This is a genomic window from Microbispora siamensis (genome assembly GCF_016863095.1).
In the GTDB taxonomy this organism is placed as follows: Bacteria; Actinomycetota; Actinomycetes; order Streptosporangiales; family Streptosporangiaceae; genus Microbispora; species Microbispora siamensis.
This window is the reverse complement of record NZ_BOOF01000001.1, coordinates 82850-107686: the sequence shown is the minus strand read 5'-3', so window position 1 is coordinate 107686 and position 24837 is coordinate 82850. Positions and strand designations below refer to the sequence as shown.

General features: G+C 71.4%; 26 protein-coding genes. 6 read left to right on the top strand and 20 right to left on the bottom strand.

Annotation, left to right across the window (positions count from 1 at the left end):
* Positions 1-181: 181 nt before the first annotated feature.
* On the bottom strand, positions 182-598 hold the full coding sequence (locus tag Msi02_RS00515) for a cupin domain-containing protein (protein WP_204046565.1): 417 nt from the start codon (positions 596-598) through the stop codon (positions 182-184).
* 35 nt (positions 599-633) lie between these two features.
* Positions 634-1011: a cupin domain-containing protein gene (locus tag Msi02_RS00510; protein ID WP_204046564.1), complete on the bottom strand. Its 378-nt coding sequence runs from the start codon at positions 1009-1011 to the stop codon at positions 634-636.
* 52 nt (positions 1012-1063) lie between these two features.
* On the opposite strand from Msi02_RS00510, the gene Msi02_RS00505 reads away from it, so the two are divergent.
* A complete protein-coding gene (locus tag Msi02_RS00505) occupies positions 1064-1540 on the top strand; it encodes a MarR family winged helix-turn-helix transcriptional regulator (protein ID WP_239107985.1) in 477 nt (158 codons plus the stop codon).
* A gap of 18 nt (positions 1541-1558) precedes the next feature.
* Here Msi02_RS00505 and Msi02_RS00500 read toward each other — a convergent pair whose 3' ends face one another.
* From Msi02_RS00500 to Msi02_RS00490, 3 genes are all read right to left on the bottom strand, one after another.
* A complete protein-coding gene (locus Msi02_RS00500; protein ID WP_204046563.1) occupies positions 1559-3109 on the bottom strand; it encodes an MFS transporter in 1551 nt (516 codons plus the stop codon).
* Entirely contained in the window at positions 3106-3753 is a 648-nt protein-coding gene (locus Msi02_RS00495) for an LppX_LprAFG lipoprotein (protein ID WP_079315805.1), read from the bottom strand. The genes Msi02_RS00500 and Msi02_RS00495 overlap by 4 nt, the downstream gene beginning before the upstream one ends.
* A 115-nt stretch (positions 3754-3868) precedes the next feature.
* Positions 3869-4336 carry a MarR family winged helix-turn-helix transcriptional regulator gene (locus tag Msi02_RS00490; RefSeq protein WP_079315836.1) on the bottom strand — a complete coding sequence of 156 codons (468 nt, stop codon included), beginning with the start codon at positions 4334-4336 and terminating at the stop codon, positions 3869-3871.
* 38 nt (positions 4337-4374) lie between these two features.
* Between Msi02_RS00490 and Msi02_RS00485 the strand changes: the two genes are divergently transcribed.
* Positions 4375-5316, top strand: a complete 942-nt coding sequence (locus Msi02_RS00485) for a cation diffusion facilitator family transporter (RefSeq protein WP_079315806.1) — start codon at positions 4375-4377, stop codon at positions 5314-5316.
* On the opposite strand, the gene Msi02_RS00480 is transcribed toward Msi02_RS00485, so the two are convergent.
* Positions 5296-5943, bottom strand: a complete 648-nt coding sequence (locus tag Msi02_RS00480; protein WP_204046561.1) for a 4'-phosphopantetheinyl transferase family protein — start codon at positions 5941-5943, stop codon at positions 5296-5298. The two genes, Msi02_RS00485 and Msi02_RS00480, sit on opposite strands and share 21 nt — an antisense overlap.
* Before the next feature lie 207 nt (positions 5944-6150).
* Between Msi02_RS00480 and Msi02_RS00475 the strand changes: the two genes are divergently transcribed.
* Positions 6151-6504, top strand: coding sequence for a hypothetical protein (locus Msi02_RS00475; protein WP_204046560.1), 354 nt, complete (start codon positions 6151-6153; stop codon positions 6502-6504).
* A gap of 195 nt (positions 6505-6699) precedes the next feature.
* Here the strand turns inward: Msi02_RS00475 and Msi02_RS00470 are convergent, their stop codons facing one another.
* Positions 6700-8094, bottom strand: coding sequence for an aminopeptidase P family protein (locus tag Msi02_RS00470; RefSeq protein WP_204046559.1), 1395 nt, complete (start codon positions 8092-8094; stop codon positions 6700-6702).
* Positions 8095-8259: 165 nt separating this feature from the next.
* Here Msi02_RS00470 and Msi02_RS00465 point away from each other — a divergent pair, with 165 nt between their 5' ends.
* Together Msi02_RS00465 and Msi02_RS00460 are read left to right on the top strand one after the other, a co-directional pair.
* The gene (locus Msi02_RS00465; protein WP_079315837.1) at positions 8260-8688 is read left to right on the top strand and encodes a CBS domain-containing protein; all 429 of its coding nucleotides are present in this window, start codon (positions 8260-8262) and stop codon (positions 8686-8688) included.
* Positions 8689-8768: 80 nt separating this feature from the next.
* Positions 8769-9023 (top strand): Smr/MutS family protein, encoded by a 255-nt coding sequence (locus Msi02_RS00460; RefSeq protein ID WP_030509549.1) that lies wholly within the window; start codon positions 8769-8771, stop codon positions 9021-9023.
* A 28-nt stretch (positions 9024-9051) separates the two neighbouring features.
* Here the strand turns inward: Msi02_RS00460 and Msi02_RS00455 are convergent, their stop codons facing one another.
* Complete coding sequence (locus Msi02_RS00455; protein WP_204046558.1) at positions 9052-10020, bottom strand: tyrosine-type recombinase/integrase; 969 nt, start codon at positions 10018-10020, stop codon at positions 9052-9054.
* Between the two features lie 280 nt (positions 10021-10300).
* Between Msi02_RS00455 and Msi02_RS00450 the strand changes: the two genes are divergently transcribed.
* Entirely contained in the window at positions 10301-11041 is a 741-nt protein-coding gene (locus tag Msi02_RS00450; protein WP_204046557.1) for a carbonic anhydrase, read from the top strand.
* A gap of 1931 nt (positions 11042-12972) precedes the next feature.
* On the opposite strand, the gene Msi02_RS00445 is transcribed toward Msi02_RS00450, so the two are convergent.
* The 12 genes from Msi02_RS00445 to Msi02_RS00395 form a co-directional block, all read right to left on the bottom strand.
* Positions 12973-14382: an NtaA/DmoA family FMN-dependent monooxygenase gene (locus Msi02_RS00445; RefSeq protein ID WP_204046556.1), complete on the bottom strand. Its 1410-nt coding sequence runs from the start codon at positions 14380-14382 to the stop codon at positions 12973-12975.
* Between the two features lie 12 nt (positions 14383-14394).
* The gene (locus tag Msi02_RS00440) at positions 14395-15492 is read right to left on the bottom strand and encodes an LLM class flavin-dependent oxidoreductase (protein ID WP_204046555.1); all 1098 of its coding nucleotides are present in this window, start codon (positions 15490-15492) and stop codon (positions 14395-14397) included.
* A 144-nt stretch (positions 15493-15636) separates the two neighbouring features.
* On the bottom strand, positions 15637-16689 hold the full coding sequence (locus Msi02_RS00435; protein WP_204046554.1) for an LLM class flavin-dependent oxidoreductase: 1053 nt from the start codon (positions 16687-16689) through the stop codon (positions 15637-15639).
* Positions 16690-16751: 62 nt separating this feature from the next.
* Positions 16752-17633, bottom strand: coding sequence for an ABC transporter substrate-binding protein (locus Msi02_RS00430; RefSeq protein ID WP_204046553.1), 882 nt, complete (start codon positions 17631-17633; stop codon positions 16752-16754).
* A complete protein-coding gene (locus Msi02_RS00425; RefSeq protein ID WP_204046552.1) occupies positions 17630-18730 on the bottom strand; it encodes an LLM class flavin-dependent oxidoreductase in 1101 nt (366 codons plus the stop codon). The genes Msi02_RS00430 and Msi02_RS00425 overlap by 4 nt, the downstream gene beginning before the upstream one ends.
* Entirely contained in the window at positions 18720-19553 is an 834-nt protein-coding gene (locus Msi02_RS00420; protein WP_204046551.1) for an LLM class flavin-dependent oxidoreductase, read from the bottom strand. Before Msi02_RS00420 ends, Msi02_RS00425 begins: the two co-directional genes overlap by 11 nt.
* Positions 19550-19672 carry a hypothetical protein gene (locus tag Msi02_RS43805; protein WP_275414059.1) on the bottom strand — a complete coding sequence of 41 codons (123 nt, stop codon included), beginning with the start codon at positions 19670-19672 and terminating at the stop codon, positions 19550-19552. The genes Msi02_RS00420 and Msi02_RS43805 overlap by 4 nt, the downstream gene beginning before the upstream one ends.
* Position 19673: 1 nt before the next feature.
* Positions 19674-21203, bottom strand: coding sequence for a zinc-binding metallopeptidase family protein (locus Msi02_RS00415; RefSeq protein WP_204046550.1), 1530 nt, complete (start codon positions 21201-21203; stop codon positions 19674-19676).
* On the bottom strand, positions 21200-21952 hold the full coding sequence (locus Msi02_RS00410; protein ID WP_204046549.1) for an ABC transporter ATP-binding protein: 753 nt from the start codon (positions 21950-21952) through the stop codon (positions 21200-21202). The genes Msi02_RS00415 and Msi02_RS00410 overlap by 4 nt, the downstream gene beginning before the upstream one ends.
* A complete protein-coding gene (locus tag Msi02_RS00405; RefSeq protein WP_204046548.1) occupies positions 21949-22770 on the bottom strand; it encodes an ABC transporter permease subunit in 822 nt (273 codons plus the stop codon). Before Msi02_RS00405 ends, Msi02_RS00410 begins: the two co-directional genes overlap by 4 nt.
* Positions 22767-23756: an ABC transporter substrate-binding protein gene (locus Msi02_RS00400; RefSeq protein ID WP_079315817.1), complete on the bottom strand. Its 990-nt coding sequence runs from the start codon at positions 23754-23756 to the stop codon at positions 22767-22769. The genes Msi02_RS00405 and Msi02_RS00400 overlap by 4 nt, the downstream gene beginning before the upstream one ends.
* Positions 23749-24723, bottom strand: coding sequence for an ABC transporter substrate-binding protein (locus Msi02_RS00395; protein WP_204046547.1), 975 nt, complete (start codon positions 24721-24723; stop codon positions 23749-23751). Before Msi02_RS00395 ends, Msi02_RS00400 begins: the two co-directional genes overlap by 8 nt.
* Positions 24724-24837 lie beyond the last annotated feature (114 nt).

Sequence of the window (24837 nt, the reverse complement as noted above, 5' to 3'; positions counted from 1 at the left end):
GGCCTCCTCAGTCGGGAAGGGACGAGCCCCGGGGGTTCTGCGGGGCGACGGCGGGAGCCGGAACGGTACGCCGCAATGGTGGACCGCCCGGTGTCCCGGGCACCCGGGACACCCGTCCCTGTCCGCCGGGAATTCGCCGCGCCGGAAGCCCCCGAGACCCGGTCCGCCCCTCGGGCCGGTGTCAGCGGGTCCAGGGCGGCACGAGCCGGTCGGTCCCCTTGGGCGCCAGGTCGCAGGCGTCCGCCGCGGTGACCCCGCCGGGGTTGTAGACGTCGCAGCCGGCCGGCGCGACCACGATCGCGGTGAAGCCCGACTCGGCGCCGGCGTGCATCCGGCGGCCCACGTCCGCGGGCATGACGACGGTGTCCCCGGCCTCGACGCCGACGGTCTCGCCGTCGAGTTCGACGGTCGCGCCGCCGGTGAGGAAGGTCCACACCTGCTCGCCGTCGGCGGCGTGGTAGGGACCGCTGTTGCCGGCCGGCATGTCCACCCGCCACACGGCCTGGGTGGCGCCTCCCTGGGTGGGCGAGGCGAGGGTGGTCATGACGCCGTTGGGCGTGGTGCTCCTGCGGCTGTCGGCGGAACGGATGACGGGCATGTCGTGACTCCTTGGTGTGAGAGAGCGGGCGGAGGTCAGGCGATCCAGGGCGGCACGCCGTGCACGGTGCCGTCGGACAGGACGGCCCGGGCCCCGGCGGGGGCGGTGACGACGGCGGTGAAGCCCTCACCGGCGCCCGCGGTGACGCGGCGCGGGGTCGAGGGCGGCATGACCACAGTGTCGCCGGGCGCGACCGTGAACGTCTCCCCGCCGAGTTCGACGGTGGCGGTCCCGCCGAGGAACGTCCACACCTGCTCGGCATCGAAGTCGTGCAGCGGTCCGCTCGTCGCGGGGGTCGCCTCGACGCGCCACACGGCCCGGGCGGCGCCGCCCAGGGTGGGCGAGGCGAAGGTGGTCATGACCCCGGCCGGGGTCTCGGATCTGCGGCATTGGGCATGACGGATGACAGGCATCGCCGGCGTCTCCTAAGATAGACAATGTCGTTGTCGGTAATAGTGAACCTGGTTGTCTATCTTGTCAATCGACCCGCCCGGCTTCGAGCTGCCCCTGCGGCTCTTCCTGGGGTTTCGCGTCCTCATCGACGAACTGCACGCCGAGCTCGCCCGTCAGGGGCATCCGCACGCCCGGCCCATGCACGGGTTCGTCATGCAGGCGATCGGCACGGAGGGCACGACCGCGGTGGAGCTGGGCCGCACGCTGGGTGTCAGCAAACAGGCGGCGGGCAAGACGATCGAGACGCTCGAGCGCCTCGGCTACGTGGAGCGCGCCCGTGACCACCGCGACACGCGCCGCAAGATCGTACGGCTCACGCCGTCGGGCGTGGACATGCTGGTGCGCTCGGCCCGGATCTTCGACGACCTGCGGGCCCGCTGGGCCGCCGTGATCGGCGACGAGCGGCTCAGGGCACTGGAGGCCGACCTGCGGAAGGTGACGCCGCAGGACGTCTTCCGCCTCGACGTGCCCGGATGGTTCGGCGCCTGACCCGGCAGGGGCGCGGGGTCAGGCGCGGCGGCGGGGCAGGGCCAGGGAGGCGGCCGCGCCGAGCACGCACAGCCCGCACGTGATCAGGAAGATCTCGGTGTACTCCGCGTGCAGCGCCGCCTGGACCTTCGCCGTGTAGTCCGCGAGCCTTCGGGCGTACTCGGCCGCGTCCACCCCGAACGGCAGCGGCGTGTCCAGATGCGCGGTGAGCGACTGGAACCGGTGGAAGCCCCAGGCCGACAGCGCGGCCACGCCCAGCAGCATGCCCATCATCCTGGCCACCACGACCGCCGCCGACGCCACGCCGTGCTGCGCCGCCGGGACCACGCGCAGCACCGCCGACGAGACGGGGGCGATCACCACTCCGAGGCCGAGGCCGGCCACCACGAGGTCGACGTCCATCCGCACGCCGGCCGAGGCCAGGTCGAGCGGCCACCGGGAGATCATCCAGTAGCCCGCGGCGGCCACCGCCATTCCCGCGAGCGCCACCGGGCGCTCGCCGAACCGCCGCACCAGGATCCCGCCGAGAAACGCCGCGATCGCCAGCGCGGCGAGGAACCGGGTGAGCACCAGGGCGCCGCCCACCGCGTCCTTGCCGAGCAGCGTCTGCGCCGCGAGCTGCACGTCGACCAGCGTGACCAGCAGCGCCGCCCCGGCGAGCAGGCTCACCGCCAAAGTGGCGAGCAGCGGTGTCCGCGGCACGCCCGCCAGGTCGAGCAGGCGGACCGGCGAGCGGATCTCCCACAGCACGAACAGCACGGCCGCGACCGCCCCGGCGGCCACGCACGGCAGCCCCCACGGGGGCAGCACGGCCGTGTCGGGGGAGGGGTTGTAGAGCCCGGCGACCAGCAGGCCGAGCGCCAGCGCGAGCAGGACGCCGCCGCCCGCGTCCACCTTCCCCGTGTGCACCCCGCCGGAGGGCCGGCCGTACGGCTCGCGCCCGCCGGGGACGGCCGCCTGCACGGCGACGGCGGCCAGCAGCGCGAGCGGGAGGTTGACCCAGAAGATGCCGCGCCATCCGGCGAGCGCGGCCAGGCCCGCGCCGTACAGCGGGCCGAGGACGCTGCCGAGCTCCTGCGCCGCGCCGACCGCGCCGAGCGCCACCGGCCGGGCGCGTTCGTCCCACAGGTCGCCGACGAGGGCCATGGTGATCGGCAGCAGCGCGCCGCCCGCGACGCCCTGGAGCGTACGGCCCGCGACCAGCGCCGGGACGCTCGCCGCCAGGGCGGTGACGAGGGAACCGGCGGCGAACCCGGCCAGGCACGCGTGGATCAGCGGGCGCCTGCCGAACCGGTCGGACAGGCGGCCGAGCAGCGGCATCGCCGCGACGTAGCCGAGCAGGAACCCGGTCACGACCGGGGTCGCCCGCTCCAGGTGGTTCAGCGGCACGCCGACGTCGGCGGCGACGTCCACGAGCACGGTGACGACGACGTACGCGTCGAGCGCGGCGAGCAGCACCGCGGCTCCGCCGACGCCCAGCGCGAGACGCCGGCGCCGCGCGGCGGGCCCGCCCGTCCCGCTCGCCCGCGTCTGCCCGGCCGCGCCGGTGGCGTCGGTGGCGTCGGTCACGACGCGGGCGGGGCGATGGTCACGGGGGCGTCGTAGTCCCCCAGGGTCACGGCCACGGAGCCGCCGGTGAGCGGCAGGTCGAGCTTGAGCAGGCGGCTGGTGGCCTTGTCGATCCAGAGCGTGCCGGTCACCCCCTGCTGCACGCCGGGGACCAGCGTGGCCAGCACCTGTTGCGACAGCGCGGCCGTCACCCGGTAGGCGGCGGCGTCGCCGACCTTCTCCTCCGCCTGCGTCTGCACGTCCTTCGCGGTGGACAGCAGGTCGGGTACGCCGGTCAGCACGGCGGAGGGGTTGTAAAGGGCCATGAGCTGCTGCCGTGTCATGGTCTGGAAGCCGCCGGTGGGTCCCTTGAAGTAGACCTTGTCGCCGACGAGCACGAACTCGATCTCCTGCAGTCCCGCGATCTCGATCTGCAGCGTGCCCTTGGCGTCGCCCTCCCGGGTGAGGCTGCCCTCGGCGTGCCGGACCGGTACGGCGGGCTTGTCCTTGGTCTCGATCGTGAAGGCGACCGTCTTGACCGTCCGCATGGCCTCGGCCGAGCGCTTCAGCAACGCGGGACCGTCCGGCAGGGCCGTGTCGCTCTTCGCGCTGCAGGCGGTCACGAGCAGCAAACCGGCCACGACGAGCCCGAGGATTGTTCGCACAGCCGGATCGTAGCGAGCGGGCGGGGCCGGCACGCGCTCCCTTGGGAATCGGTTTGGCGCGGCCCGCCACGGGAAGTCGAGACCGGTGCTCATCCCCCGCCGTCCCGCAGCCCCCTCACCGGGTGCCGCGGACCGCCTGGAGATGGTCGACGATCGGTGTGTAGATCTGCTCCAGGGCGGACACCTGCTCGGGGGTCATCAGGTCGATGAAGTGGCGGCGGACGCTCGCCACGTGATCCGGCGCCACCCGCTGGATCGTCTCCCAGCCGTGGTCGGTCAGCACGGCGAACGTGCCGCGCCGGTCGTCCTCGCAGTCCTGCCGGGTCACCAGGCCGGCGGCCTCCATCCGCGAGATCTGGTGGGACAGCCGGCTGCGCGACTGGATCGTGGCGTCGGCCAGCTCGCTCATGCGCATGCGGCGGCCGGGGCTCTCCGAGAGGTTCACGAGGATCTCGTAGTCGTTCAGCGACAGCCCGGTGCCCTGCAGCTCCCGGTCGAGCTGGTGGAAGAGCAGGCGGTGGGCGGCCAGATGGGCCCGCCAGGCGCGCTGCTCCTGCGGGGTGAGCCAATCGGGGGCTTCCATGACCACCAGCATAAGATCAATTCGACGGATGGAGCGGAATGCCTGACAGCGAGAACGGTGAGAGCCTCGGCACCGTCGTGGTCGCGGGCGCGGCCAACCTCGCCATCGCGCTGGCCAAGCTTGTGGCCGGCCTGCTCAGCTCCTCCTCGGCGATGCTGTCGGAGGCCGCGCACTCGGCGGCCGACACGGCCACCGAGGTCGTGCTGTTCGCCGCGATCCGGCACGGCGAGCGCCCCGCCGACCCCCGCCATCCGCTGGGCCACGGGCGTGCCGCCTACCTGTGGGCGATCGTGGCGGCCTGCTTCACGCTGGTCGTGGGGGCCGGGTTCTCGCTGACGCACGGCTGGCACACGATCACCGCGGGGGAGGACCTGGGCGACATCGGGGTGTCGTACCTCGTGCTCGCGGTGTCCTTCGCGATCGAGTCGGTCTCCCTGTGGCGGGCGCTGCGGCAGCTTCGCGGCGAGGCCCGCCGCTGGCGGGTGAGCCCCGGGCGGCTGCTGCACCGCACCTCCGACACCATGCTCAAGGCCGTCGTGCTGGAGGACTTGGCCGCGCTGATCGGCATCGCGACGGCCGGCGTCGGCCTGCTGCTTTCGCAGCTCACCGGCTCGGCCGTATGGGACGGCGTCGCGTCGATCGTCATCGGGCTGCTGCTGCTCGGCGTGGCGCTGACCCTGATCAGGACCAACGCCTCGCTGCTCATCGGCCAGGCGGCGCCGCGCGGGTTGCAGGAGGAGATCCGCGGCGAGCTGGCCGCCCAGCCGGAGGTCGAGGCCGTCGTCGAGCTGGTCACCGTCATGATGGGCCCCGGCCAGGTCATGGTCGCGGCGAAGGTCGACTTCCGCGACGAGACGTCCGGGGAGCGGCTGGAGCTCGCCTCCGACCAGGTGGAGCGCCGGCTCACCGAGCGCTTCCCGGAGATCCGGCAGGTCTTCCTCGACCCCACCCCGGGCCGGTCAACCGCCAAGGAGGCGTAGCTTGGCGGGCTCGTCGGTGACCGCGGAGGCGATCACGGTGCCGGCCGTCCACTCGACGAAGTGACGGCCCTGCCATTCCAGCGGGATCGACAGCCCGTCCACCAGCGGCAGGGCCGACAGGTCCACCTCGCGCAGCCGGTCGAGCGTGAGCTCTCCCCGCTTGACCAGGGCCTCCTTGCGTACCCACTGCCGGATCAGCCCGCGGTTGTCGTCGCCGACCAGCTTCGCCTCCGCGGGGGTCAGCGCGAGCTCCACCAGCCTCTCGTCGGCCGGGCCGTTCGTGGCGTGCTCGGCGTCCACGCCCACCCGGCCGAAGCCGGCGACCGCGCAGACGTAGCCCGAGGTGTGCGCCAGGCTGATCGACACCTCGGGGGCCTCGGCCAGCCAGGGCCGCCCGTGGGCCTGCCCGCACCCCTCGCATCGCTGCACCACGGTCAGCATGCAGGCACGGGTGCCGAGCAGTTCCGCGGCGCAGTGCCGTACGAGCAGGTGGGCGGCGACGAAGTCGAGGCGGTCCCGCTTGCGGGTGAAACGCCCCGCGCGCTCGCGCTCGGCCTCGGTCAGTGTGCCGGCGACCATGTCCAGCACGTCGTCGGTGTGGCCGGCCACGGCCAGTGGGGGGCGCACGAGCCCACTGTAGGGGAGCGATGTGACGATCACGTGAACTGGGGTCCAGGACGCCACGGCCGCTTCGGCCTGCACTGCTTCCCCACGTTCTACCAGGGCCTATACCTCGCCTATATAGGCCTGTCCGATCCTCAACCCGAGCCGATCCCGGCTTGGTCCCCGATCGTCGGTGGGTGCGTCGTGACGCACCGCCAGGGAGAGGAAGCAATGACGACATCGAGAAGACGTGTCGGCGCCGCCGCCGCGGTGACCATGATGGCGGCGGCGGCCTCGGTGGTCTTCGTCGCCCACCCGGCCGGCGCGGTCACCTGCTCCGTCACTCCGGCGCCGGGGGTCGGCGCCGTCTCGGTCCGGTCGCAGAAGAGCACCACGTCCGGCTACGTCATCACGACGCTGTACGCGGGCCAGTACCTCCCGTCGCTGTGCCAGAGCGAGAGCGGTGGCTACTACAGCTCTTGCGGCGGGTCCAGCTACTGGATCTACATCCCGGGTGAGCTGACCTACCCGAGATGGGTCGCGGCCGCATGTGTGCGGCTCGTGAAGGACCGGGTCGGCACGTGACCATCGCCCTGACCGCGCCATCCGTGGGTCCGGCGTAAGCGCGCCCGGCACATCGGGATGCGACGACGAGTGAGTGACCCGGGCCGTTCGCGTCCTCAACGGCAGTCGCACCTGGCGGCAACTGCAGGCGGGCGACACGTTTCCGGGTTCCGGTCCGGGCGGTATGGCCCGGGCCGGAAGCCCGGAGCGGGGCCGTCACCTGGCCAGGGCGGCCATCCACGACTCGATCTCGTCGGCACGGCGGGGCAGCGCGGCCGACATCAGACGGGCGCCGTCGGCCGTGACGACGAGGTCGTCCTCGATGCGGACGCCGATCCCGCGCAGCTCCGGCGGCAGCGTCAGGTCGTCGGGCTGGAGGTAGAGCCCCGGCTCCACGGTCAGCACCTGGCCCTCCTCCAGCACGCCGTCGAGATAGGTCTCCGCCCGCGCCCGGGCGCAGTCGTGCACGTCCAGGCCCAGCATGTGGCCACTGCTGCACAGGGTGTAGCGCCGGTGCAGGCCCGCGTCGGCCTGCGCCCGGGTCAGCAGGCCCCACTCGCGCAGCCCGTCGGAGATCACCCGCATGGCGGTCTCGTGGAACTCGCGGAAGCGCACCCCGGGCCGCAGTACGGCGATGGCGGCCGTCTGCGCCTCGTAGACCAGGTCGTACACCTGCCGCTGGATCGGGCTGAACCGGCCGGACAGCGGCAGCGTGCGGGTGACGTCGGCCGTGTAGAGGTTGTCGCCCTCGACCCCGGCGTCCAGCAGCAGCATCTCGGCGGGGTCGAGCCGTCCGTCGTTGCGGATCCAGTGCAGCACGCAGGCGTGCGCCCCGGAGGCCACGATCGACTGGTAGCCCACGGCGTTGCCCTCCAGACGCGAGCGCAGGCCGAAGACACCCTCGACGTACCGCTCGCCGCGTGGGTGCGCGAGGGCCGCGGGCAGCGCGCGCACGACGTCCTCGAACCCGCGCGCGGTCGCGTCCACCGCCTGCTGCAGCTCCGCGATCTCCCACTCGTCCTTGACCAGCCGCAGCTCCGACAGGACCGCGGCCAGTTCGGCGTCGCGGTCGTCGCCGGCGGGGGAGACGAGCGCGTCGACCGAGGCGTCCACCCCGCGGAGCACGCGCGCCGGTGCGCTCAGCGCCGCAGGCAGCGTGTCGATGTGCGCGCACTCGATCTGGTACGCCGCCTCGGCCTCCGCGAGGTCGAAACGGCGGCCCACCCAGAACTCGCCGTACCGCCGGTCGCGGTAGAACTCCTGCGACTCGGCGCGGGACGGGCGGGGATGCAGGAACAGCCGCGCGTCGCCCGACGGCTCGATCACCAGGACGTCGTCGGGCTGCTGGCCGCCGGTGAGGTAGGCGAACGCGCTGTGCGTACGGAACCGGTGGTCGTCGTCGTTGCTGCGGGCCTGCAGCGTGCCCGAGGGGATGACGAGCCGCTCACCGGGCAGGCGTTCGGCGAGCCGTGCCCGCCGCTTGGCCGCGTACGCGGCGACCGGCAGCGGCGCCACGTCCTCGCGCGTGTCGGCCCAGCCGCCGCGCATGAACTCCGCGAGCGCGTCTGAGATCGGGAGATCGTGGCTCCCGGTGTTGAGCTTCTCGGCCATCCTCTGCCCCCAGGGTGCGGTGATATTTCGCCATCGTAGGGGTGGGGGCCCTTGACGAGGTAGGACGACCGCTGTTGCCTGGGGAAACAGGATTCGCCGCTCCGGCCGGCCGGCGGGAGCGGAAGCGGGGACATGTCCCCCGGGTGCCCCTGAGAGGCGGTGTCGATGCTCATCGGGACGATCTTGCAGAGTAAGGGAACAGGTGTGGCGACCGTTCCTCCGCACGCCACGGTGTCCGAGCTACTCGCCCGGCTGGCGGAGCTCAACATCGGCGCGGTGGTGGTCTCCGAGGACGGCCTGTCCATCGCGGGCATCGTGTCGGAACGCGACGTAGTGCGGCGGCTCAACGAGCACGGCGCGGCGCTGCTCGCCATGCCCGTCTCGTCGATCATGACCGCGGAGGTGCGAACCTGCGGCCCGGACGCCAACGTCGAGGACCTGCGCCGCACCATGACCAACCACCGGATCAGGCACGTGCCCGTGGTCCGCGACGGCCGGCTGGCCGGCATCGTCAGCATCGGCGACGTCGTCAAGACCTCGATCCAGGAACTGGAGAGCGAAAAGGAGGCTCTGGTCGACTACATCAACGGCTGACGCTCGGCCCCGCCGGCGTGGGGCGCGGTCACCCGCCTCGCCCCGCGTCCCGGGGCGAGCGGCGATTTAGACTCGCCTGCGTGAAGCTGAAGCTGGATCTCCACGACATCTACAACAAGGGCAGCGAGATCGACAAGGCGCTGCACGGCATCATCCAGGAGGCCGTACGCAAGAAGGCGACCCAGGTGGAGATCATCCCGGGCAAGGGGTCCGGCCAGCTCAAGAAGAAGGTGCTGCGCTTCCTGGAACAGAAGGAGATCAAGGCGCTGTACCACCGGATCGACAAGGATTCCAAGAACCACGGCCGCCTGTTCGTCTACTTCCAGTGGAAGTAAGGGCACCGCACGTCTACCAGGGTAAACGTCATATTGATCTTCCCGAGGGCACGACCAGGGCACTCAGCCCGGTTTGCTCTTGGCTGAAGAACGCGCCCATGGCCTTGCGTGCCCGGTCCGCTGCCTTCGGCATGAGGTGGGTGCGTCCGGAGCGTGAAGCCAGAGTCGGCATGACCGAGGTATTCAGCGACCGTGCGAATGTCGACCCCGGCACCGAGCCACGCCGATGCCGCAGCACATGGCATCCATGTTCGCGGTGAGACTTCCGGCGCTCTCCCTTCGCCGGCGGGGGCACAATGCCCGCACGCTCGAGACCGACACGCCACGTGTGGTTGAACGTGTTGCGATGCAGCGCACTGCCATTCGGGCCAGGGAACAGAAGCTCCACTGTCACCAGGTTGCTTCCGGGCTTGCCCTTCTCGACCCACGGCAACGTGACCGTGACCGGCGGGTGCTGAGCGATGTGCGCGCTCAGTCGCAAGCCGAGCGACTCAGGCAGAGGCACAGTCCGGGTCTTGCCGCGTTTGGGTGGAGAGAACACCAGGCGTCCGCCGATCAGCCGAACCTGACGGTTCACATGCACCATGCGGCCGAGGAAGTCGACGTCCTCGACGGCTACGCCGAACAGCTCGCCCTGCCGATGCCCGCATCCTGCGCCGAGAAAGACCATAGGACCGTACAGCTCGCCGAGGGCCGCAGCCATCGCCTCAATTTGTTCGAGAGTCCATGGGACGACCTTCTTCCGGGCCGGGGTCGGCGGTTTCACCGACTGCGCCTTCACCGGGTTGCGCCCAACCACCTGGTCATCCACGGCGGCCTCGAAAATGGCGCCCAGTGTGTCCACGACACCCTTGATCGAGGAGGCCATGAGAGTGCTCTCCATGTCCTTAATCCACGCCTGAATCAGAGAGGGCCGTTTGGCCGGCGCGCCCATAGACTGATCGTTGATCGGCTTGCCGTACACCCATTTGGATAGGCGGCTGTCAATCTGTTCCAACGTCCGAGGATCAGCACTCAGGCCCGCTCGCCAGATTCTGGCATAGGCACCGAGAGTCCTTTCCATTCCTCCAACCACCCCGTCCGATTCATAAACTGTCGCTTCGCTCCAAGGCCACTACTGTCAACCCCCTGAAAGCGTGCCTTGGCCTGGCCGGGCGGCCGCCGAAGAAGCGGCGGTCACCCGTCGAGCAGGTCCTCAATCCTCCCTGCGAAACTGGACACAGGTAACAAGCGGCTACATAACTCTGCATCGAGGGTGGGGAAGGAGGCACCCCTTCATGGGAGCACAACAGCCGGATCCGGATATCCACATGATCAACCGGCGGGCCCTCCTGCGCGCCGGCATCGTCGCCGGAGGCATCCTGACAGGTGCGGCATGCGCGGGCACCGCCGTATTCGCCCGCACCGCTCAGCCGTCGAACGGGACCGCGCCGGACCAGCGTGCCGCCACCCCGGACCAAGCGTGGGCGACCCTGCGCGAGGGCAACCGCCGCTGGGTGGACGGCACCGCCACCCACCCGCACCAGGACGCCGATCGCCGCAGGAAGGTGGCGCAGAAGCAGAACCCCTTCGCGGTCGTAATCTCGTGCATCGACTCGCGGGTCTCCCCCGAGTTAGTCTTCGACACCGGGCTGGGCGACCTGTTCGTGGTACGGACCGCCGCGCAGACCATTGACCCGCTGGTTACAGGTGCCGCCGAGTACGGCCCAGCCGAAGTCGGCACCCCGCTCGTCGTCGTGCTCGGCCATCAGCGCTGCGGGGCCGTCACGGCCGCTGCAGAATCGCTGCACGAGCACAAGAAGCTGCCTGGCGAGCTGAGCACGATCGCTTCCGCCCTGCGTTCGGCCTACACGCGTTCGGGCGGCGACGTCGACAAGATGATCCGCATCAACACCGTCGACGTGGTGAACCAGCTCAAGAAGGACAATCTCTTCGCTCCTCGCATCGCCAAGGGCAAGCTCAAAGTCATCGGCGCGTACTACTCGATCGACACCGGCACAGTCACCCGCCTCGTCTGACCCGGCGGGAATAGAACCTCGCCCGGCGAAAGTGCACGCACCTGCCCGTCGGATCACTCAATCGCTGCCCGATCTCGGAGTGTCGCCGAGATCCACCGCCGAGGAGCACTGCGACCGTCAGCACGTGATCGTGTGCCAGATGCGTGCCAGAACGGACGGCGATCAGCGGTGGACCACTGGGACTCACGGTCACTCGCCTGGCCTTGACCTGTACCCCTGTTTTCCCAGCTCAGCACGGCCAGATCAGTAGCCTATTCCCAAGCTGACAGCGCGGGGTTCGATTCCCGCCACCCGCTCCAAGAGCGAAGGTCCAGGTCGTCCCTGAGGGGGCGAGGCTGGTCAAGTAGCCCCTCGTCTGTCTTTTGTGTCCGTTGAACCACCGAGACAACCTTTGCAGGTCATCCAGGACTGGGCGTGCGGCCTGGGGACGATCCCTGCCGACCGGCGTGACCGATGGCGCGGTTTCGACCTGTGGCGGTGACGACCAGCGACAGCGCCAGCACCATCTTCAATCCGATCACTACTCGATCGTCCATTGTGGTGTCTCGGCGCGGTCACCATCATGTTGAGAAGAATGCAGCGATCCCGCTCCGTCATCACGGCGCATCCTGTACGCCGGTGATGTCACGGTGCCGGAGCTTCGGCCGAGCGCGGCGGGCATCCTGTTCGGACTCGAGAAAGGGTCGGAGCCCGGAGGGCGAATCAGGTGGAGGCTATGGGTCGGACCCGACAATCTGCCGCGGCGCTTCACCGCCTCCATAGTCTGGGACGCCCTGGAGACGGAGAACGTGCGGACGATGAACTGGACCACCTTCTACAGGCGCTGGGGAGACCGCGTCGAGATCAAACCTCCCCTCAGGCACCTGTGGGTCGAGGAGAACAGAGACATCCGCCCTCCGGAAGCGGAGCCTGGCACGTGACGCCCTTATGGCATGACGAGAGCACATGAGACATCGGCCGCGGTGACCAGCGGGGACTCACGGTCGCTCAAACGGCATGCGCCCAGGTCACCCTTTTCCCAGGTCACACAACATGATGTCGAAAGACTTTCCAAGCTGCTAGTCACGACATACGCTGTACCGCTCCTGGCAGATACCGGGGGCGGCGGAGGGGTCTGTACGGACCGGACACCTCATTCAGGCAGTTCGCAAAGCGTGAGGTCCGGCACGCCTAGGCTCCCGGAGATGCACTGGGGGCACTTCACTCACCAGCAGGGGCCCGGCAGGCGGGCTCCTCGCCAGGCTCGGCACCGTCGCAAGGGTCGGCCGGATCGCCGGAGCGAGCACAGGCCCGCAGCGATGAGATAAGCCCATGCCCGTAGATCATCAGCGAGTCCACCCGGCGACACCCTTCGCATTGGGAATCACAACCGCCCCAGTCGATCGTAATCACATCGACACAATCTGTCATCGGCACGTGTGTTCGCATCGTTTGGCCTGTACAGACACGTCCCTCTCTCGAAACCGCCGGTTAAGGGGTGGTGCCGGATGTGCGGCCACGCGCTGGCAAGTCACAAAGTTTGACAGCGTCGCAGGACCCGGGAATGTAGGGCATCCCTCATGCGGCGGTTCGTGGCTGTATCTAGATGCTTGTCCTCGCGATCAGTGAGGGCACAACGAGGGCACATGACATCAAGATCAGCCGTGAAACACCGAGAACCACCGAGACAACCATTGCAGGTCACCAGGGTGGTCCTCGGGGTTGCCGCAGGTCAGAGCGGCGCTCGATCGCTTCCAGTGGAAGTAGGGGCGGCTCACGAGCTTCACGTCAGGTAGACCGCGGTGTGTCGGTGGGACGGCCTGGGCTGTGTGCGCTGGGGCTGGTCGTGCTGCCCCGTAGCGCGAGTCCACGTACGTCCGTGGCATCGAGGCCGACGCGCGCGAGGTGGCCGGCCACCTCGCGCGGTAGCCGGCCGTACGACGGTGCTGAGCTCAACCGGCGAAATGGCCCGCCACGCCTGACCCTCCGGACGGTGCGGGCAGGTCGAGGTGCTCGCGCAACGTCGTCCCGGTGTACTCGGTACGGTAGGCGCCCCTCTCCTGCAGTTCCGGAACCAGCTTGTTCACGATGTCCTCCAGCGAGGAGGGGAGCAGGTGCGGGCTGATGTTGAACCCGTCCACCGCGCGCGTACGCACGTACCGCACCCATTCGTCGGCGACCTGCGACGCGGTGCCGACGAAGGCGCGCTCCCGCGGTGTGACCCGGCGCACGAGCTGCAGGATCGACAGGTTCTCCGCGGCGGCCTGCTCCCGCCACCGGGCGATGGTGGCGAGCTTGCCGGTGCGCCGCTCGATGGGGAGCGTGCCGCGGGAGGGGTCCAGCTCGGCCTGGCTCGGCTCGATGTCGGGCAGCGGGCCGTGCGGGTCGTAGTCCGACAGGTCGGTGTCCCAGTACTGCTCCAGGAACGCGATCGCCCGGGGCGGCGAGAGCTGCTCCGCATGCACCCACTCGGCTCGCTCCCTGGCCTCCTCCGGAGTGTCGCCGAGGATCACCGAGGCGCCGGGCAGGATGCGCAGCGAGGCCGGCGAGCGGCCGTAGCGGGCCAGCCGGGCGCGTAGATCGGCGGCGTAGGCGACGGCCTTGTCGTAGTCGGTGTTGGCCGAGAACACCACGTCGGCGTGGCGGGCCGCCAGTTCACGGCCGCCGTCGGAGTCGCCCGCCTGGAACAGCACCGGCCGTCCCTGGGGGCTGGCCGGAACGGTGGCGCGGGCGCGCAGCCGTACCAGGTCGGTGTCGCGTTCCACCTCGCGGATCGCTCCGGGCCGTGCCCAGGACGACTCCTCTCCTGATTCTGCGATCGCGTCCGGCGCCCAGGACGCCCACAGTTCCTTGGCCGCGTCCACGAACTGCGTGGCCCGCTCGTAGCGCCGCTCATGGGGGAGCCAGCCGCCGTGACGGAAGTTCGCGCCCGTCCAGGCGTTGTCGGTGGTGACGATGTTCCAGCCGGCCCGCCCGCCGGACAGGAGGTCCAGGCTCGCCAGGCGGCGGGCGAGGTCCGCGGGGAAGTTGTAGGTCGTGTTCTGGGTGGCGACCAGGCCGATCCGCTCGGTCACCGCGGCGAGGGCGGAGAGCTGGGTGATCGCGTCGGGACGGCCGGCGACGTCCAGGTCGTGCACGCGGCCGCGGTTCTCCCGTACGCGCAGCCCTTCGCCGAGGAAGAAGGCGTCGAAGAGCCCGCGCTCCAGGAGCTGCGCGACGTGGACGAAGGTCTCGATCGCGGTGTGGGACGCGGCGTCCGGGTCCGTCCAGACGAGCTGTGGGCCGACCCCGGGATAGAACACGCCGAGGTGCACCTGGGCGTGCGGGTCGTAGGGGGCGCCGGTCGGGCTGGGGGAGGTCATGGCGTCGTCCCTTCAGGCGGTCGCGCTCGCGACGGCGGCGAAGCGGTTGGCGGGACGGGGCAGGCCCAGCGTCGTACGGAGCGTGGCTCCGGGCACGGGCGGCGCGTGCAGACCCGCCGCGGCGAGCGCGGGCAGCACTTCCCCGGCGAGCACCGGGAGGTCGGCGGCGAGGACGGCGGGGTGCAGGCGAACCCCGTCGACGGCCGGGGGGAGCGAACGCAGCAGCTCCACGAGCCCGGCGGCCGGTCCGGCGTAGCGCAGGCGTCCCGAGTCCGGCCACGGTGTCGCCGCGTCCAGGGCGGCGAGCCGCCGCGCCGCCGGCTCGGCGGCGTCGAGAGCGACCTCGATCTCGGCGAACGCGAGCGCCGCGCCCGCGTCCCTGGCCTGCTGCGCCGGACGGGCGAGCGCGCCGGCGTCGGTCTCGCTCACGAGCACCACGTCGGCCGAGGCGTCGAGCTCCAGGCCGGCCGGGGCGAGTACGACGACCTGTCCCTGCGGTGGGCGCGGCGTGATGAGCGGCCCCGAGACGGTGAAGCTCGTCCCGGTGTAGTTGACGTGATGCACGCGGTCGGAGTCGAGGTAGCGGCCGGTGGCCGCATCCTTGATCACCGCGTCGTCCTCCCAGGAGTCCCACAGCAGGCGCGCCACCTCGACGACGTCGGCCGCCTCACGCCGTGCGTCCTCTTCCGTGAGCGCCTGCGCCCCGATGGTGGCGAGAGCGTCGTCGCCGGCGGCCGCGCCGACCACCCAGGCCGCCCGGCCCTTGCTGGCGTGGTCCAGGCTCGCCAGCTGCGTGGCCAGGTGGAACGGCTCCGTCGTGGTCGCGTGCAGCGTGGGGGCGAGCCCGATCCCGCTGGTCAGAAGGGCGGCGAACGCGGCCCGGGTGCCTGCCTCCAGCCGCCCGGCGTCGTCCGGCGCAGGGCCGGCCGGGAGCGGGGTGTCGGCGAAGGTGGCGAGCGCGAAACCCGCCGCCTCCGCTTCGGTGACGACCCGCCGCAGCGCGGCGGCCGTCAGCGTGTGCGCGGGCGGATGGCCGCTGTGGCGCCAGGCGGCCGGATGGGCGCCGTCTCCGTCCAGATCGATGGCGAGCAACAGGCGACGGTCGGTCATGGTCGGCTCATCGTCCTTTCTCCGTACGGTCTTCCTCCGCGGCCCTTCCCTCAATTAGCCGCTTTATTGGTAGGAATACTCTGAAAGGTCGATCTGTTCCCGCACAGGCGATCTTTTTCGGAACCGTTCCCGGGTGCCCGGGACTCAGCCCACGACCGGGGGAGCCGCACCGCCTGACCCTGTCGCGGGCCGCCAGCCGAGCTCGGGCCCCAGCCTCGTGGCGATGTCGGTGAGGATCTGCACGTAGTCCTCGTGATCGAAGGTGAACGGCAGCGCGAACGCGACCTCGTCGATCTCCCGGAAGGCGGCGTGCGCGTACAGTTGCTCGGCGATCTCGGCGGAGCTGCCGACGAGGTCGGGCGCGAACATCATGCGGGCCGGTCCCTGCGGCGTGGCGGTGCGGGGCGCGCGCTTGTCGGCGTACTCCTTGTACTTAACCCGCTGCTCCGGCGTGGCCGTGTCCGTGGGGATGACGACCAGGCCCTGGGAGACGCGGGCCCTCCGGCCGTCGGGGTGGTGGGCGCGGAACTCCCGTACGTGGGAGAGCTGGATCTCGGCGAAGTTCTCCGACTCCTCCGCCTTGACGACGCTGCTGGTCAGGAAGTTCATGCCGTGTTCGCCCGCCCATCGGGCCGAGCGGAGGCTGCCGCCGCCGTACCACATGCGGGCGCCCAGGCCGGGCGAGTGGGGCTGGACCCGGTCGGAGAAGACCTCGAATCCCTCGGTGCCGCTGAAGTCGGTGGCCGGCTCGCCGCGTACGAAGGACAGCAGCCGGCGCACCCGTTCGTGACTGAAGTCCTCCAGGTCGGCGGTGCCGGGGTGGAGCGCGTCCTTGACCCGGTCGTAATGCAGCGGCGGCCCGACGCTGACGCCCGGGTTGAGCCGGCCCCCGGACAGGATGTCCACCGTGGCCAGGTCCTCGGCGAGCCGCAGCGGGTTCTCCCAGCCGAGGGGGATGACCGCCGTCCCCAGTTCGATGCGGGTGGTGCGCTGGGAGGCCGCCGCCAGGACGGCGACCGGGGAGGAGATGCCGTACTGCAGGTGGCGGTGCCGCACCCACGCGCTGTCGAAGCCGAGCCGCTCGCCCAGCTCGATGATCCGCAGCGTCGACTCGTGTCCCGGGCGCGGGTCGTCCCCGTCGAACAGCCCGATGGTCAGGAAACCCAGCTTGCGCAGTGGTTGCGTGGGCAGCGGCACGGCGGTTCCTCCTTCTCCTCGGTTGAAGCCAACCAGGAATGACGGGAAATAATTGCCGGGGCTCAGCGGGTCCGCAGCACCAGTTCGCCGATCTCGGGAAGTACGGCGTCCGCGACCGAGATCTTCTTGTCGATCAGCCCGTTGGCGTGGAAGAGGTCGGCGGCGTGCTGCTGCTCGGCGACGAACTCCTCGCTGACCGGGTGCAGCCCCCAGGGGCGGGTGCGCAGCGCGTGCTCCCAGGCGTCGAGGTCCCCGTCGAACAGCGCGGCCGCCTCACGCGGGTGCTCCGCGGTCCAGCGGTCGGCCTCCTGGAGCGCGGTGACGATCCTGGCCAGCTCGTCGGGCCGCTCCCGGGCGAAGTCGCGGCGGGTGAACCAGAGCGAGCGGTGGCTGAACAGGCCGTCGGTCTCCACGAGCGTCCTCGTCCGCGACTCGACCGGCGTCAGGTACGGATAGGAGCCCACCCAGGCGTCCACGTCGCCGTTCACCAGCAGTTCGGCGGCGTTGCCGTAGGCGTCCACAGGGACGATGTCGCCCCACCCGAGCCCGGCGCGCTCCAGGGCCAGCAGCAGCAGCGTGGTCTGCCACGAGCCGTGCCCGAGCGCCACCCGCTTGCCCTTCAGCTCCGCCACGGAGCCGATCGGCGAGTCGTCCCGCACCACCAGGCGGCCGTTCTCGACACGTGGCTCCGAGATCGCCACGTACACGATGTCGTGCCCTTTGGCCTGGGCGGTGACCGGGGGAGTGGAGCCGGTGCCGATGAAGTCGTACCCGCCGTCGAACAGATGGTCGCCGTGCGCGGACGGGAGCGCCCTGGTGGGATCGACCGGCGCGCCCCGGCCCAGCGCGTTCAGGTCCACCCACTCCACGCCGGGCAGCAGGTCGCGGTGGCGGGCCACCCACAAGGTGTTGTTCTGCGGGAAGAAGCCGACTCGGGTGGTCATGAGGTGCGTCCTTTCAGTAGCGGCAGTACATGGCGGCCCACGCGGCGGGCCTCTTCGAGATGGGGAATTCCGGCCAGGATGAACGCGTCCACGCCGAGGTCCAGGAGCTGGTCGAGGCGTTCGGCGACCTGGTGGTAGTCGCCGACCAGGCCGAAGGCGGGGCCGTCGCGCAACTGGCTGAACCCGCCCCACACGTTGGGGGCGACCTCCAGGCTGCGGGGATCGTCACCGGCCTCGGTGAGGAAGGAGCGGCTGCGCCGCACACCGACGGAGTCGCCCCCGCCGGAGTCGTCGCCGCGCGGCCTGGCCTCCCAGCCCTGCCGGATCTCCTCCCACGCCTCCTCCTCGCTTTCACGGGCCAGCACGTCCACGCGTACGGCGAACCGGGGCGGCGTGGCGCTGTGCGCGCGTACGGCGTCGAACTTCTCCGCCAGCGCGTCGAACGGCTCCAGCCACGACAGGTAGTAGTCGGCGTGCCGGCCGGCGGCGTCGATGGCGGCGGGGGAGGAGCCGGAGAAGAAGATCTCCGGGAACGGCTGCCCGGCCAGCTCCTCCGGCAGCCCCGCGTCCTCCACCTGGTAGAAGCGGCCGTGATGGGTGTGCCCGCCCTGCCAGACGCCCTTGAGCACGTCCAGGAACTCCGAGGTCCGCGCGTAGCGGTCGTCGTGGTCCACCTTGTCGCCCCACCAGAGCTGGGCGGGACCACCGCCGCCGGAGATGACGTTGTAGACGATCCGGCCGCCGGTCGCCCGTTGCAGCGTGGCCGTCATCCGTGCCGCCTGCACCGGGTGCAGGAACCCGGGCTGGAAGGCCACCATGAAGCGGTACGACGTGGTCTCGCGGGCCAGCGTCGCGGCGGCGGCCCACGGGTCGTCGGTGTGCGGGAAGTTCGGCAGCAGCCCGCCGACGAAGCCGGACTCCTCGGCCGCCCGCGCGACCTCGGCCATGTAGTCGGCGTGCGTGTAGCCGTCGTCCCGGCCGTCCCGGATGCCTGGCGCGGTGCCGTTGGGAGCGAATCCGCCCCGGCTGCGTACCCTGCGGCGCAGCGACGGCTGGTCGCCCTCCATGTGGATGCGCCAGTAGATGTCAACCGGCAACGGTGCGCTCCTTCACGTGCTCGCCGAGGCGGTAGACGTCCTCGGTCTGGACGAAGAACTCGGTGACGCCCCGCCCGGCGTACTCCTCCACGCGGTCCAGCGAGGCCAGGTGGACGCCGTAGCGCAGGCCCGGCAGCTCGGGGACGAGGGAGTCCAGGTCGTCGCCCTCGGCGAAGACGTGCACGTCCGCGTGCCGCCGCGACAGAGCGAGGGCCTCGGGAGAGGTGCCGGAAAGGTGCACCTCGGGGAAGGGCGGCGCCGACAGCGGCGGGCCGAAGCCCCCCGCGGCGACCTCGTAGAAGTCGCCCCGGAATTCGAACGGGCCGCCGTGCCAGACGCCCTTGGCGACGGTCAGGAACTCGCCGGCACGGGCATAGCGTTCGGGGCCGGTCAGGAAGTCGCCCTGCGCCCTGGCCGTGGCCGGGTCCAGGTCCACCGCGAGCCGCCAGCCCAGCCGGCCGGCGGCGAAGCGCTGCAGCGAGGCCGAGAGCTTGGCCGCGTAGACGGGGGTGGCGGCCGCGGTGTGGAACCCGGCGACCACGCGCAGGTGCCGGGTACGCCGCAAGACGTTCGCGGCGACGCTCAGGGACTCCTGCCCGCCGGGGTCGAACGGCACCAGCGCCCCCGCCAGCCCTGCCAGGTCCGCGGCCACGGCGGTCCGTCCGGCCGGATCGGTCAGGGCGGGCCGTACGTCGGTGACGAACGCGGGCAGCTCCGGCGCGGCGGTGCTCCTGGTGGGGAGGACGATGTGGAAGCGGGACGGCGCGGGGCCGCCGCCACCCGGGGCCGTCCCGGGGTGGGTCGTGCCGCGGCGGGTCATCATGCCACCGCCGCCACGGGCGCCTCTTCGAGCACGGCGTCGATGCGCGGAAGCGGCCCCTCGGTCGGCGCCTCGATCCGGGAACCGGCCGAAGGACTGCCGGAGATGAACAGGACGGACATGTCAGATCTTTCCTAGGAGTTCAGTGGAAATAGGCGGCGTCCTGGCCGGGCGTGCCGACTGCCCCGTCTCTTCGAGGAACGAGGGCGGCGGCACGTGGTAGGGCGGCTGCGCCGTCGTGGGCAGCGGCGCCGGCCCTCGCTCGCGGGCGGCGAACTCCTGCCGGACCGCCGCCAGCGTCTCGGGCTGCTCCACCAGCGTGACGGCCGCCGAGGCCAGGTAACGGGCGGCGGCCAGCAGCCCGGCGTGCGCGATCGCGGTGCCGGTCGAGGCCGTGGCCGCCCACGAGTGCAGCGGCACGCCGATCGGAACCACCGCCGCGGTCAGGCTGAGGTGCGGCGCCGTCCAGCTCACCTCCGACGTGTCGCTGGACGGCCCGCCCAGGTCCGGCTCGGCGGGCGGGCGCAGGGGCAGGACCCCTGTCGCCAGGCCGGCGCCCGGTCTGCCGATCGCCTCCTGCAGCCGCACCGCGAACTCGTGGTCGGCGTCGGTGAACGCGGGGGGACCGAGCTCGCTCATCGTGTGGTGCAGCAGCTCCGCGCCCGCCCGGTTGCCGAGCCCCTCTCTGATCGCCGTCACCAGCCGGTGTTCGAGCCGGGTCTGGCTGGCGACGGCGGCGGCCGCGGCGCAGGCCACGACCTTGTCATAGAGGGTCCTGGCCCGCTCGTGGGTGGCCTCGCGGACGTAGACCCACAACGTCTGCAGGTCGGGGGTGACGTTGGGGGCGCCGCCGCCGCCGATGGCGTAGCCGATCCGGCCCGACGGCGAGACGTTGCCCGCGCGCAGCCGCTCGATCATGCCGGTCAGCAGGAGCACCCCGTCCAGGCCGCTCCGGGTGCCCAGCGGGTTCGAGCCATGGCCGGGCGAGCCGAGAAAGGAGAACGTGGCCGAGTACAGCGCGCTGGTGACCTCCCAGCCCGTCCCGGTGACGGGAGCGGGATGCCAGTCGAGGAAGGCGTCGAGGCCGTCGTACGCGCCGTCGCGCACCGCGTACGCCTTGCCGACGAGCTGCTCCTCGCCCGTGGAGGCGAACACCCTGATCGTCGCCCGGCCGCGCAGGGCCCTGGCGGCGGCGATGGCCGCGCCGGTGGACGCCGCCGCCAGGGCGTTGTGGCCGCACCCGTGGCCGTGACCGTACGCGGGGGCGTACTCGTCGCCCTCGAACACGGTGGGCTCGTGGCGAGGGACGCCCGCGCGCTGGGACAGGCCGGGCAGCGCGTCGTACTCGACGTTGAAGCCGAGCACGGGGCCGCTGTCGCCGGAGGTGGCGACGAAGGCGGCCGGCAGCCCGGCGGTGCCCCACGAGATCGTGAAGCCGTGCGCGCGCAGCAACTCGGCGGTGGCCAGCGCGGAACGCCACTCGCGCAGCGACGGCTCCGCGTAGGCCCAGATCCGGTCCGCGAGCCCGGTCAGCACGGGCGCGTTCTCGTCGATCCACGCGGTCGCCGCGGTGCCCGGCGCCCGCCGCGCAGGCTGGGCCGGTGTGGTCACGGTCCCCGGTGCGCGGGGTGCGGGCGGAGTCGGCGCGGTCACCGTGCCACCTCCTCGCGCGGCGTGCCCGCGTGGCTGTCGACGCCGAGGTCGGCGAGCAGGCGGCGGCGCAGCTCGACGAAGACGGGATCCGTCCTGTCGCGCGGTCGGTCGATGCCGACCTGCAGGTCCGTGACGAACCTGCCCTCGCGCAGCACCGCGATCCGGTCGGCGAGCAGGATCGCCTCCTCGACGTCGTGCGTGACCAGCACCACGGCCGGGCGGTGCCGGGCGCACAATTCGGCGATCAGGTCCTGCATGTGCAGCCGGGTGAGCGCGTCGAGCGCGGCGAACGGCTCGTCCAGCAGGAGCAGCTCCGGCTCGCGTACCAGGGCCCTGGCCAGTGCCACCCGCTGGGCCTCGCCGCCGGAGAGCGTCGCGGGCCAGGCGTCGGCGTGCCGGCTCAGGCCCACCTCCGCCAGAGCCGCGAGCCCCTTGGCGCGGGCGGAGCGGCCCTGTCCGATGACGACGTTCGCGAGCGCGCGCTTGGAGGGGATGAGCCGCGGCTCCTGGAAGACGACCGTGCGCACCGGGGGCACGAGCACGGTTCCGCCGGTGGCGGCGTCCAGGCCGGCGAGGATGCGCAGCAGCGTCGTCTTCCCCGTGCCGCTCGCGCCGAGCAGCGCGAGGAACTCGCCGCGGCGCACGTCCAGGTCCACCCCGTCGAGCACGGCGCGCTCGCCGAAGACCTTGCGCAGCCCTCTGGTCCGTACGGCGAGGCCTGCCGATTCTGCGCTCACCTCTGGGCTCATCGGATGCTCACCGCCCTGCGCCAGGGCATCGTCACCCGTTCGATCAGCCGCAGCGTCAGGTCGGCCAGCAACCCGATCACCGCGTACAGCAGCACGCACAGCGCCAGGATGTCGGTGCGCAGGTAGTCGGTGGCCCGGGCCATCAGGTAGCCGAGCCCGGCCGTCACGTTGATCTCCTCGGCCGCGATCAGCGCGATCACGCTGAGCGTGGTGGCCAGGCGCAGCCCGGCGAAGACCGACGGCAGCGCCCCCGGCAGCACGACCTCGCGCGCGATCGCGAGCCGGCCGAGGCCGAACGAGCGAGCCGCCTCGACGACCTTGCGGTCCACGTTGCGCACGCCGCTGGAGACGTTGACGTACATGGGGAAGGTGCAGGCCACGCCGATCAGGAGGATCTTGGAGGCCTCCTCGATCCCGAACCAGACGACGAACAGCGAGGTCAGCGCCAGGAAGGGGATGGCGCGCAGCGCCTGCATCGAGGAGTCCACGAGCTCCTCGCCGAGCCGGGTGAAACCGGAGACCACGCCGAGCAGCAGGCCGGTGGAGGCGCCCAGCACCAGGCCGAGGCCGGCCCGGGTGACGGAGACGCGCAGCGCCTCCGGGAGCTGGCCGTCGGCCCACAGCTCGCCGAAGGTCTTGAGGACGTCTTGGGGGCCGGCGAGCACGTCCTCGGTGAGGACGCCGGAGGCGGTGGCCGCGTACCAGGCCGCCAGCAGCAGAAGGGGGCCGACGGCCCGCAGCGCGAACGTCAGCGCGGGCGCGCGTCCCGCGGCTCGGGGCGGATTCGGGGCGACGAGCCCCTGCACTGCGGTGCTCATTGCTTGGCGTTCCCGAGCTTCGTCACGTCCACGACGTGCTGGGAGACGTCCAGCGGCGCGGTGAGCACCTTCTGGTCGAGGAAGAACTTCGCGACCTCCTGATATTTCGCGATCTCGGTGGCGGTGACCGCCTGGGCGGGCTTGCCCTTCTTCTGGATGTCGACCACCAGGTCCTTCTGCTCGCCCTGCACGGCCTGCGGGCCCGCCTGGGTGAAGACGTTCAGGTACGCCGCCGGGTCGGCGATCTCCTTCGCGCTGCCCTCCTTGATGAACTCGAACAGGGCCTTGACCACCTCGGGATGCTCCTCGAGCAGCTTGTTGGCGGCCACGTAGATCACGTAGTTGTCCGACTTGATGGCCTCGCCGTCGGCCAGGATCCGTGCGTCCAGCTCGGTGACGGCGGGGACGAGGAAGGTGGAGAACGTCGACCAGGCGTCCACCTTGCCCGAGCCGAAGACCGGTGCGGTCTGCGGCGGGCTCAGGTAGACGCGCTTGACCTTGTCCACCGGTACGTTGAACGTCTGCAGCGCCTTGAGCAGCAGGTATTCGCTGGTGCCGCCGTGCCCGACCGCCACGGTGTGCCCGGCCAGGTCCGCGACCGACTTGATCGGCGAGTCGTTCTTGACCACGATCCCCTCGCCGGCGAGATCGGGCGGCACCGTGGCGAAGATCTTGAAGCTGGGCTTGACGGCCAGCGCGGTGACGCCGGAGGTGATCGAACCGGTTGCGATGTCGAGCGAACCGGCGTTGATGGCCTGGGCGGCGGGGGCGAAGACGGAGAAGTCGCCGGCCCACTTGACCTTGGCGTTGACCTTGGCCAGGGCGGCGTCCAGGCTGCCGTCCTTCTTCGCGGCGGCCAGGAAACCGCTGTTGCCCGGGTCCGAGATCCGGACGACCACCTGCTCCTGGCCTGTGGTGGCGCCGGTGCCGCCGCCACAGGCCGCGGCCAGGAGGACGAGAGGGACGGCGAGCAGCAGCTTACGCATGGGTGACTCCTTGCAGCGGGGTGTGGTCGGCCCAGGCCGCGACGTCCACGGGCGATTCGAGGAAGCGGTGGCCGCGCAGGAAGTGCTCCTGCTCGGCCAGCAGATCGAGGCGTTCGGGCGACAGGTCCAGGTGGAGCGAGGCGCCGGGGACGTAGGCGGCGGCCACGCCGGTCGCGCCCGCGCCGGTCTCGGCGCCGAGAATCCTGGCGACCTCCTCCGGGTGATCGGCGGCCCAGTCGGCCGCCCGCAGCAGCACGCCGAGGAAGCGGGTGACCACATCGGGGTGCTCGTCGAGCAGGCGCTGGTGCACGGTGATCGGCCGCGGGGTGCCGTTGTTCACCCGCGCCCGCCGGTCCGGCACGGCGTCGAGGTCGATGCCGACCTCCGCGCCATGGCGCAGGGCGGCTTCGACGGCGAGCGCGCCCTTGACATAGACCGCGTCCACCTTGCCGGAGGCCAGCGCGGCCAGCTCGGCCTCCCATTGGCCGCCGCCGGGTTCGGCCACGACATCCACCGGCTCGGCGTCGCCGAGGCCGAGCCCGGCCAGCCCCAGCGCCCCGTGGAAGCCGCGCAGGGCCATGGCCCGCCAGAAGTCGATGGCGATGCGGTGCCGGGGCACGGCCAGGCGCAGGCCCTTGAGCTGCGCGGGGTGCTCCAGGGCGCTGCCGGCGCGGACCAGGATGGCCTGCCGCTCCTCGATCCAGGTGAGCCCGATCAGCCGGGTGGCCTCGCCGCGCGAGCGAGCCCAGAGCGCGGGCACGTTGCCGCCTTCGCGGAACAGACCGGTCAGGGCGTGGGTGTAGTGCGTCTCGCGAGGGACGCCGGGGCCGTCGTCCTGGAGGGACCGGACCTCGATCCCCTCGGCGGCGAACTCTCCGGCCAGCCAGCCCTGGTGCACCGCGATGCCCGTCGCGGTGGGCACGGGACAGCGGGTGAACCAGATGGTGTCGAGTGCGGCTGTCGTCATGGAGGCGATTTTGCTAGTAAATTGGTAGGGAATGCAAAGATTGTCCCGCGATGCGGGAAGCGTTCTCGGCGGGACCGGCTCTCACCTGGTCTCGGCTCTCCCTACTCGGAAGAC